The organism is Streptomyces rhizosphaerihabitans (assembly GCF_025399795.1).
Lineage (GTDB): Bacteria > Actinomycetota > Actinomycetes > Streptomycetales > Streptomycetaceae > Streptomyces > Streptomyces rhizosphaerihabitans.
This window is the reverse complement of the sequence record NZ_JAODTZ010000079.1, coordinates 19,589-29,723: the sequence shown is the minus strand read 5'-3', so window position 1 is coordinate 29,723 and position 10,135 is coordinate 19,589. Positions and strand designations below refer to the sequence as shown.

At 69.1% G+C, this 10,135-nt stretch carries 4 protein-coding genes; all 4 read right to left on the bottom strand.

The genetic code is table 11. From position 1 onward, the window contains the following. Positions 1 to 143: 143 nt before the first annotated feature. A complete protein-coding gene (locus N4G66_RS41795) occupies positions 144 to 1,295 on the bottom strand; it encodes a glycosyltransferase (protein WP_261709554.1) in 1,152 nt (383 codons plus the stop codon). Next, entirely contained in the window at positions 1,292 to 4,348 is a 3,057-nt protein-coding gene (locus tag N4G66_RS41790) for a bifunctional glycosyltransferase/CDP-glycerol:glycerophosphate glycerophosphotransferase (RefSeq protein ID WP_261709553.1), read from the bottom strand. Before N4G66_RS41790 ends, N4G66_RS41795 begins: the two co-directional genes overlap by 4 nt. Positions 4,349 to 4,385: 37 nt before the next feature. Further along, the gene (locus tag N4G66_RS41785; RefSeq protein ID WP_261709552.1) at positions 4,386 to 4,889 is read right to left on the bottom strand and encodes a GtrA family protein; all 504 of its coding nucleotides are present in this window, start codon (positions 4,887 to 4,889) and stop codon (positions 4,386 to 4,388) included. 256 nt (positions 4,890 to 5,145) lie between these two features. Beyond that, entirely contained in the window at positions 5,146 to 10,083 is a 4,938-nt protein-coding gene (locus N4G66_RS41780) for an NAD-glutamate dehydrogenase (RefSeq protein WP_261709551.1), read from the bottom strand. Positions 10,084 to 10,135: the final 52 nt, after the last annotated feature.

Genomic DNA, 10,135 nt, shown 5'->3' with positions numbered 1-10,135 from the left:
GGACGTCCTCAAGGAGTACGAGAAGTTCACGGGCAAGTAGGCACGTGAGCACGTGAGCACCTGAGCACGCAGGCATGAGCAACGACCTGAGGCGGAGCCGTAAACCGGCTCCGCCTCAGGTCGTTGCGCGCACCGGCGGCCGCTCAGCGCTCCAGGAACGCGAACAGTTCCTCCCACTTGCGGACGACCTCGTCCGTCGTGAAGCGCTGGATGTTCGCGCGCGCCGCCTCGCCCATGGAGTCCCGCAGGGCCTTGTCGGACATCAGCGTGTCCAGCCGGCGGGCCAGTTCACCGGTGTTGCCGAGAGTGGCCAGCAGCCCGTCCTCGCCGTCCCGGATGATCTCGTGGACGCCGGGCGCGCAGTCGAAGGCGGCACACGGCAGACCGGTGGCCATGGCCTCCATGAGAGCGAGCGGGAAGCCCTCGCCCCGCGAGGAGAGCACGAAGACCGAGCCGCTGCGCAGCGCGCCCGGCACATCGCTCGTCCGCCCCATCCAGTCGACACAGTCGTCGAGCCCGAGGGCCGTGCACTGCTTCTTCAGGATCTCCTCGTCCTCGCCGGAGCCGTAGATCCGCAGCCGCCACTCGGGGTGGCGCGGGGCGGCCTCGGCCCAGGCGTCGAGGAGCATGTCGATGCCCTTCTGATCGTGCAGCCGGCCGACGCTGACGACGGCGTTCCCGGTGCGCGGCGAGGGCACCTCGGGCATGAACGGAAGGGGGTTCGGCATGAAGGACGCGTTGTTCATGCCCTGCCCGATCCACAGGTCGGCGTCCTCGCGGGTGAGCGCCAGCATCCGGTCGACGTCCTTGTAGTGCTTCAGGACCCGCCGGAAGCGCGAGGTAGTCCGGCAGTACGCGAAGGACTCGTGGCTCATACCGATGACGGTCAGCCCGTCGGTGTCGGCGAGCTCCACCCATTCCATGGCCCACACCTGGGTGACGATCACGACGGCGCCGGGCCGCGCGGCCCGGAACAGCGCGGTCAGCTCGGCGGCCCGCTCCCGCATGCCCGTCGCCCGCTCGGCACGCAGCCTCCGCTCGGCGATGTCGAGCCGCCCCTTGAGTCCGCGCGCCGGTCCGACGCTCGGGGGATGGACGTCGTACAACGTCGTGGTGAGGTACGGGACTTCACCCAGTTCCTGGAGGACGGCGGGCTCGGTGACGCCCACGACGTGCACGCGGTGACCGCGCTCGGTGAACAGCCGGGCCATCTGGTGCGACCAGCTGGTCACCCCGCCCAGTTCGTCGACACTGTTGGAGACGAAGAAGATGTCCCGCTGCGCAGGGCCGGTCATCCACGCCTCCATGGTCCGAAGAACTGGTCGACGACACTCCGGGCCGCCGTTCCCTGGTCGTACTCGCCGAACTCGGCGGTGAACTGCTCACGTCTGGGCGCGTACTTGACGGTCTGTTTCTCCAGCGACGCGAGCGCCGCGTGCAGTTCGTCCTCGGTCCGCACCACGGGTCCCGGCGCCCGCTCCAGCAGGTCGAAGTAGGTACCGCGGTCCTCGTGCACATACGCGTCGTAGTCGTACACGAAGAAGAACAGGGGGCGGTCGAGGAGGGCGTAGTCGAACATCACGGACGAGTAGTCGGTGATCAGCCCGTCGGAGAGGGCGAGCAGCGGCGTCACGTCGTGGTGCGCGGTGACGTCGATGACACGGCCGCGCACCGAGGGCGGGAGCACGACGTGGTTCAGGTAGTGGGAGCGGACGAGGAGGACGTAGCGGTCGCCGAACGCCTCGGCGAAGCGCTCGACGTCGAAGGGCAGCTCGAACCGCCGCTGTCCGCTGCCGCGCTTCCGGAAGGTCGGGGCGTACAGGAGGATCTGCTTGTCCTCGGGGATGCCCAACTCGGCTGCCAGCGGGCCACGTTCACGCCGCCCGTCGGCCTCCTCCCGCTGCCTCGCCTGCACGAGCGCGTCGTTGCGCGGGTACCCGACCCGCAGCAGGGCCCGCTCCTGGAGCCGGAACGCCCGTGCGAGGGTGCGCACATCGTGCTCGGAGCGGATCAGGAACCGGTCGAAGCGGTCCAGCGTGCGCTGTTGTTGAGCCTGCTCCTCACGGGATTTGAGCTTCCACTCCGCCTCGTCGAAGCCCATCCGCTTGAGCGCGGAGCCGTGCCACGTCTGGATGTACGTCGTGTCCGGCCGCTTGGCCAGCTTCAGCGGGTAGCTCTGGTTGTCGACCCAGAACTCGGCCTGCGCGAGCGCCCTGAGATAGGGCAGCGACCAGCGGCGTACGAGGGTGGCGTCGTCCGGGAACCCGGCCGGAGTGCCGGCGTACGCCCAGACCGCCTGGAACTCCAGGCCCTGGCGGCGCATCTCCTCGTAGATCGCCCGGGGGCTGTCGCTGTACTGGCGGCCCAGGTGGCTCTCGAAGACGACGAGCCCCTTCCTGACCGGCAGCCGGCTGAACACCTCGTGGTAGAGGCGGATCTTGGTCTCCCCCGAGGCGAGTTTCTTGCGCAGGGAACGGGCCTTGCGGTAGCTCGTCTTGGCGAGCGTGCCGGCCCGGCCGTGCACGCCGCGCTGCACGAGGACGTTCGTCTTCTTGTCGGGGACCAGCCGGAAGGACAGGTGCCCGCGCGAGGAGACGACCGGCTCGATACGGTCGGCGACCAGTCGGGTGAGCCGGGGCCGGACGGGCAACCGACCGACGGCCAGGTCGGGTTCGGCCGCGGTGAGCCGGGTGGTGGTGCGTACGCCGTCGACGTCGAGGCGGAGCCGTACGTCCCACACCGCGTCCACGATGCCCAGCGGCCGCACGGCCGTGAGGTCCGCCGACGTCTCCCAGGCGACGGACTCACCCGCGTGCCACACGGTCGCCACGGGGAAGCGGAAGGTCTGGAAGCGCACCCCGGGGCGGCGGGCGTAGAACTCCAGTTCTCCGGTGAGCCGGGCGCCGGGCGGGATCACACCGAGCGGGTTGGTGATGCGCCCGGCGAGCCGGACGGTTCCGCCGGTGCTCTCGTACGAGGTCAGCACGTTGCGCAGGAACATCTTGTCGACCGGCTTGACGTGGTGGCCGAGGTCGGTGACGTCCAGGACGTGCCGGCCGAAGGGGTCGTCGAGATGCTCGGCGCACCAGTACACACGGCCGTCGCGCTCGACGAGCGGCGAGGAGATCTTGTCGCGGTTGGCGAGCGTGTCCACGGCCGGCAGCAGGTTGTCCCAGTCGCTCACCTGGAGGAGATAGGCGCAGATGGCGTGGATGGGCTCGGCCTCGTCGAAGGCGGCGCGGTCGATCGACTCCAGGTACTGCCGGGCGATCGCCGCGAACTCCTCACGGAAGGCGGCGTCCCTGAAGGGCAGTTCGCGCATGTGCAGCACGAGGTCGTGCTTGAGGAACTTGACGTCCTTGGCGAACTTCAGCTCCAGGAGCCCCTTGTCCGCGAGGAGTTGGTCGACCCGCCGGTGAATCTCCATGCGGTGCGTGAAGTTGGCGATCTCGTCACGCCGGTTGCTGATGGACTTCGCCGCCGCCTTGTCCGCGACCCTCCAGTCGTACACCCGGTTGGGGATGAGAGTGATGCGGCGGGCGGTGGCGTACGCCTGGGCGGAGAAGAGCAGGTCCTCGTAGTGGATGCCGACCGGGAAGCGCAGCCCCTCGTCGAGCAGGAACCGCCGGCGATAGCACTTGTTGGTCGACAGGGTGTCGAAGACCAGCAGGTCGGGCAGCTCGGAGATCGACTCCAGGGTGCGGGTGCGCTCGTACAGCCAGGGGTACCACTTGACCTCCTTGCCGGTGCGCGAGTCGACGTGCACGCGCACGCACAGGCCGGAGACCAGGTCCGCGCCGGTGACCTCGGCGGCCTCCAGCATGTTGCGGCAGGCGTTGGGCTCCAGGACGTCGTCGCTGTCGAGGAAGAGGAGGTAGGTGCCGCGGGCCTCGGTGATGCCACGGTTGCGGGGGGCACCGCAGCCGCCGCTGTTCTCGGGCAGTTGGTAGGCGCGGACCCGGCCGGGGTGTGCGGCGGCCAGTCCGCGCGCCACCTCGTACGAGCCGTCGGTGCTCCGGTCGTCGACGACGACGACCTCGACATCGTGCAGCGTCTGGTCCAGGACGGAGCGCACGGCCGTGGGCAGCCGTGCGGCGTCGTTGTAGACGATGACGACCACGGAGACGGCCGGCCGGTCCGGCCCGGACCCTGCGGACCCGGTCGTGGAGGCGACGGGCTCGGGCGTGCGCTCGGACGGCCCGGCCCCCTGCCCGGGAGGCTCCGTCCGGTGCCCGGACGGCCCGTCCCCGGGCCGGGAGGGCTCTGCCCCGGGGTCGGCGGGCTCGGTCCCGGGTGCGGCGGGCTCTGCCCCGTGTTCGGCGAACGCACGACGTTGATCCACATTCATCCTATTAATCGTAGGCATCGCAACCCGTAAAAGGGCGTTATCGACCGTTCTTCGCGTGTTGGAAGACCCATGTCCGGTACACCGTGAAGCGGAACGCCGAGGCCAGCACGATCGACAGCACCTTGGCGATGTTCGAGCCGAGCGGACCGCTCATCCCCAGGCCGTGATAGCCGAGATAGAACAACGCGCTCTCCATGACGACACCGAGCCCGCTGAACGCGAAGAAGAGGGCGATCTGACGCCGGGTGCGCGAGGCCCGGTCCCGGTAGGCGAAGAAGCGGAAGCCGAGGTAGTTCGTCCCCATGGCGACACAGCTGGCGACCACCGTGGCGGCCATCGGCGCCCACTTCAGGCCGTGCAACGCCAGGTTGAAGAAGAGGATGTTGACGGCGACTCCGCTGCCACCGACGACCGAGAAACGGGCCACTTCCAGGACGAGCCGGCTGACGTTCCGGGCTTTCGGAGCCTTGGGAGCCCTCCGGGGGCCGATGACGGGCGGCGTCGCCACAGCGGCCCGCCTCTCGGTGAGGTGCACAGTCACGGGTCCGGATCCTCCACACGTCTGTCCGTCGGTAAAGCCGCCGGTCGGGCCGTCAGCCGTGCCAACCTTAAGCTAAATGTCCTATTTACCAGGTATAGGTAAATTACGAGCCGGAGTTTCGCGAGAGATCGGCAAGAAAGTACGACTGCAGCCCCAGACGCAACAGGGGCGCCCCGGGTCGTGATGACCCGGGGCGCCCCCGTCCGCGTACCGCCCGGGCAGGAACGCCCGGGAACTACCTCTTGGGAACCACCGCCTACGAATGCGTACGCAACAGCGTCCGCATCGTCCGCATCGCCACCGACAGGTTGGCGAGGTCGAACGAGTCCGAACCCTGGATCTCCTCCAGGGTCGTGCGGGCCCGCCCGAGGATCGCCGTGTTCCGCTCCTGCCAGGCCTCGAAGCGCTGCTCGGGAGTGGAGGTCCCGTTGCCCACCGCGAGAACATCGGCGGTGAGCCCCGCGTGCGCCGCGTACAGGTCCTCCCGGATCGACGCGCGGGCCATGGACTGCCAGCGGTCGGCGCGCGGCAGCTCGATGATGCGGTCCATGAGCTGGGTGATGTTCAGACGGTCGGCGAGGGCGTAGTAGACCTCGGCGACGGCCATCGGGTCCTTGCCCATGCGGTCGGCCACCGAGACGATGTCCAGCGCCGGGAAGGCGGAGGAGAACCCGGCCACGCGGGTGGCGAGTTCGTCCGGCACGCCGGCGCTCGACAGCTCGTCGTAGATCTGCTGGTACCACTCCAGGTCCGCGCCGCGGAGCAGCTTGGGCAGCTCCGACCACACCTGCTCGACACCGTCACTGAAGAACGTGATCGTCTCGGCGAGCTGGAGCGGCTGCGGCCGGTTGTTGAGCAGCCAGCGCGTGCCACGCTCGACGAGACGGCGCGAGTGCAGCCGGATCCGGGTCTGGACGTCGGCGGCGACGGCATTGTCGAGCGCCTCCACCGCGTCCCACACCGCGCTGGAGTTGAAGATCGCGCGGGCCGCGGTCTGCGCCCGGACGATCTCCTCCAGCGAGGCACCCGTCTCCTCGCGCAGGCGGTGCAGGAAGCTCGTACCGCCCGTGTTGACCGTGTCGTTGACCAGGACGGTCGTCACGATCTCGCGGCTCAGGGCGTGCCCCTCGATCTGCTCGCGGAACTTGTCGCGCAGCGCCGTCGGGAAGTACGCGTGCAGCAGGCTCTGCAGGTACGGGTCGTCGGGCAGCGAGGTGGCGAGCAGCTCGACGGAGACCGTGATCTTCGTGTACGCGAGAAGGACCGCCGTCTCCGGACCGGTCAGACCCTGACCGGCATTGAGCCGCTCGCGGATCTGCCGCTCGCTGGGCAGGAACTCCAGGGCCCGGTCGAGGTGCCCCTCACGCACCAGATGGCGCAGGAACCGCTGCTGGGCGTGGAGCATGCTCGGGGACTGGGCCAGCGCGTTGGAGATCGCCACGTTCTGCGCGTAGTTGTTGCGCAGCACCAGGGCGCCGACCTCGTCGGTCATCTCGGCGAGCAGCTTGTTGCGCTGCTTGACGGTCAGATCGCCGTTGGCCACCACCGCGTTGAGCAGGATCTTGATGTTCACCTCGTGGTCGGAGGTGTCCACGCCCGCGCTGTTGTCGATGGCGTCGGTGTTGATCTTGCCGCCGTGCTGGGCGAACTCGATCCGGCCGAGCTGGGTCAGACCCAGGTTGCCGCCCTCGCCGACGACCTTGACGCGCAGTTCGGCGCCGTCGACGCGGATCGCGTCGTTGGCCTTGTCGCCGACCTCCGCGTTGGACTCGGCGGACGACTTCACGTACGTGCCGATGCCGCCGTTCCACAGCAGGTCGACGGGCGCCTGGAGGATCGCCCGCATCAGGTCGGCCGGCGTCATCTTGGCGACGTTCGACTCGATGCCGAGGGCCTCTCGGATGTGCGCGTTGACCGGGATGGCCTTGGCGGTGCGCGGGAAGACGCCGCCGCCGGCCGAGATCAGCTCGGTGTTGTAGTCGGCCCACGAGGAGCGCGGCAGTTCGAAGAGGCGGCGGCGCTCGGCGTACGAGGTCTCCGCGTCCGGGTTCGGGTCGATGAAGATGTGCCGGTGGTCGAACGCGGCGACCAGGCGGATGTGCTCGGAGAGCAGCATGCCGTTGCCGAACACGTCGCCGGACATGTCTCCGACGCCGACCACGGTGAAGTCCTGCGTCTGGGTGTTGACGCCCAGCTCCCGGAAGTGCCGCTTCACGGACTCCCAGGCGCCGCGGGCGGTGATGCCCATCTTCTTGTGGTCGTATCCGGCGGAGCCGCCGGAGGCGAAGGCGTCGCCGAGCCAGAAGTCGTACGCCTGGGCGACCTCGTTGGCGATGTCCGAGAACGTCGCCGTGCCCTTGTCGGCGGCGACCACGAGGTAGGTGTCGTCCTCGTCGTGCCGGACGACGTCGGTGGGCGGGACGATCTCACCGGCGACCATGTTGTCGGTGATGTCGAGCAGCGCGGAGATGAAGGTCCGGTAGCTGCGGATGCCCTCGGCCAGCCAGGCGTCGCGGTCCACGGACGGGTCGGGCAGCTGCTTGGCGACGAAGCCGCCCTTGGCGCCGACGGGCACGATGACGGTGTTCTTCACCATCTGCGCCTTGACCAGGCCGAGGATCTCCGTGCGGAAGTCCTCCTTCCGGTCGGACCAGCGCAGACCACCGCGCGCGACCTTGCCGAAGCGCAGGTGCACACCCTCGACGCGCGGCGAGTACACCCAGATCTCGAACGCCGGGCGCGGCGCCGGAAGGTCGGGGATGGCCGTCGGGTCGAACTTCATGGAGACGTACTCGTGCGGCTTGCCGCCGACCGCGTGCTGGAAGAAGTTCGTGCGCAGGGTCGCCTTGATCAGGTTGAGGAAGGACCGCAGGATCCGGTCCTCGTCCAGTGAGGCGACCTGGTCGAGCGCGGCGTCCAGTTCCTCCAGCAGAGCGTCGGTCAGCTCGACACCGGCGCGCTGGCGCTCCGGCGACATCCTCGCCTCGAACAGCGAGACGAGCAGCCGGGTGGTGTGGACGTTGTCGCGGAGGGTGTCCTCCATGTAGTCCTGGCTGAAGGTGGACCCGGCCTGGCGCAGGTACTTCGCGTAGGCGCGCAGCACCATCGACTGCCGCCAGGTCAGTCCGGCGCTCAGCACGAGGGCGTTGAAGCCGTCGTTCTCGGCCTGTCCGGTCCAGGTGGCGGCGAAGGCCTCCTGGAACCGCTCGCGGCCGTCGTCGCCGAGGTAGTCGCCGTTGCCGTTGAGGGACTTGGGCAGGCGCAGCCCGAAGTCGTAGATCCACGCGGTCGTACGGTCCGAGCAACGCAGTTCGTACGGCCGCTCGTCGGTGACCTCGACGCCCATGCGGTTCAGGGCGGGCAGGACCGCCGAGAGCGAGACCTGCTCCCCGGTGCGGTAGATCTTGAAACGGCGCTCGCCGGGTACCGCGCCCACCGGCTCGTACAGGCTGAGCGCGAAGTCCTTGCTGGGCTCCTTCCCGAGCGCCTGGAGGTGGACCAGGTCGGCGACGGCGGAGCGCGGGGAGTGGTCGGCCTTGTAACCCTCGGGGAAGGCGTTGCCGTACCGGCGCAGCAGTTCGGCGGCGCGCTCCTCGCCGCACTCGGCGGTCAGCGCCTCCGCGAAGCCGTCGGCCCAGGAGCGGGCGGCCTCGACGAGACGCGCCTCGATGCGCTCCTTGTCGGAGTCGGAGAGCTGCGGCAGCTCGGTGCCCGGTTCGACGCGGACCACGAAGTGCAGCCGGGACAGGATCGACTCGGTGTTCCAGGCCGTGAAGTCGACGCTGGTGCCGTTGAGCTCTTCCTTGAGGATGTCGATGATCCGCAGGCGCACACCGGTGGTGTAGCGGTCGCGCGGAAGGTAGACGAGGGCCGAGTAGTAGCGCCCGTACTCGTCCTGGCGCAGGTAGAGCCGCAGCCGGCGGCGCTCCTGGAGGTACAGGACGGACGTGACGATCGCCCGGAGCTCGTCGGCGGGGGTCTGGAACAGCTCGTCGCGCGGGTACGTCTCCATGATCTGCAGGAGGTCGCGCCCGTCGTGGCTGTTGGGCGAGAAACCGGCGCCGCGCAGTACTTCCTCGACCTTGCGGCGGACGACGGGCACCCTGCGCACCGACTCGGTGTACGCGGCGGAGGAGAACAGGCCCAGGAAGCGGCGCTCCCCGATGACGTCACCGTTCTCGTCGAACTTCTTGACCCCGACGTAGTCCAGGTACGACGGCCGGTGCACGGTGGCCCGGCTGTTCGCCTTGGTCAGGACCAGCAGCTTGTGCTCGCGGGCCTTGGCACGGGCGTCCGCGGGCAGCCGCTCGAAGGACGGGCTGACCGGGTGGCTGTCCTCGCCGTGCTGCGGGTCGGAGCGCAGGATGCCGAGCCCGGTGCCGGGGACTGCGGCCAGCGAGTCGTCGTCGCGCAGCTGGTACTCGCGGTACCCGAGGAAGGTGAAGTGGTCGCCGGAGAGCCAGCGCAGCAGCTCACGGGCCTCCTCGACCTCCTGGTCGCGCAGATCGTCGGCGGTCGGCTCCTTGGGGAGTTCCTCCGCGATCCGCAGCGCCGCGTCGCGCATCTTCTCCCAGTCCTCGACGGCCTCACGGACGTCGGACAGGACGCGCAGCAGGTCGGCGGTGATCTGCTTCAGATCGGCCCGGTCGGTCTCGCGGTCGATCTCGACGTGGATCCACGACTCGACGTGCGCGTCGTGCGGCAGCTCCTCGGAGGAGGGCCGCGTGGGCAGCACCTCGATGAGCTTGCCGGTGAGATCGCGCCGTACGACGAACTGCGGGTGGATGACGACGTGGATGCCGCGCCCCTGGCGGGACAGCTCGTTGGTCACCGAGTCGACGAGGAAGGGCATGTCGTCCGTGACCACCTCGACGACGGAGTGGCTGCAGGTCCAGCCGTTCTCCTCGACGGTGGGGGTGTGCACGCGCACGTTGGCCGTGCCCTGCGGGCGGTTCTCGGCCAGTCTGTAGTGGGAGAAGGCCGCTCCGAAGACATCGACCGGGTCGCGGTCGGTGAGGTCCTCCGGGGCCGTGTGCAGGTAGTAGCGCTGGAGGAACGCGAGCACGGTGTCCCGGTCGGGGGTGCCCTCGCCCGTCGTCCCAGTCGGTAGGTGCCCCCCGACCGGGCTGTTCTCAGCTACCCGGGCGGCCCGTTCGAGCAGCTCGGCCTTGGCTTCGTCCAGCTTGGTCTGCATTGTCCTCTGGCTCCTGTCGCGCGCCGTTGCGTGACGTTGAAGGAAGTGCGGT

Coding starts and splice junctions, on each gene's coding strand:
- N4G66_RS41795 (WP_261709554.1), bottom strand. CDS start 1,295: ATGACCGGCCCTGCGCAGCGGGACATCTTCTTCGTCTCCAACAGTGTC.
- N4G66_RS41790 (WP_261709553.1), bottom strand. CDS start 4,348: ATGAATGTGGATCAACGTCGTGCGTTCGCCGAACACGGGGCAGAGCCC.
- N4G66_RS41780 (WP_261709551.1), bottom strand. CDS start 10,083: ATGCAGACCAAGCTGGACGAAGCCAAGGCCGAGCTGCTCGAACGGGCC.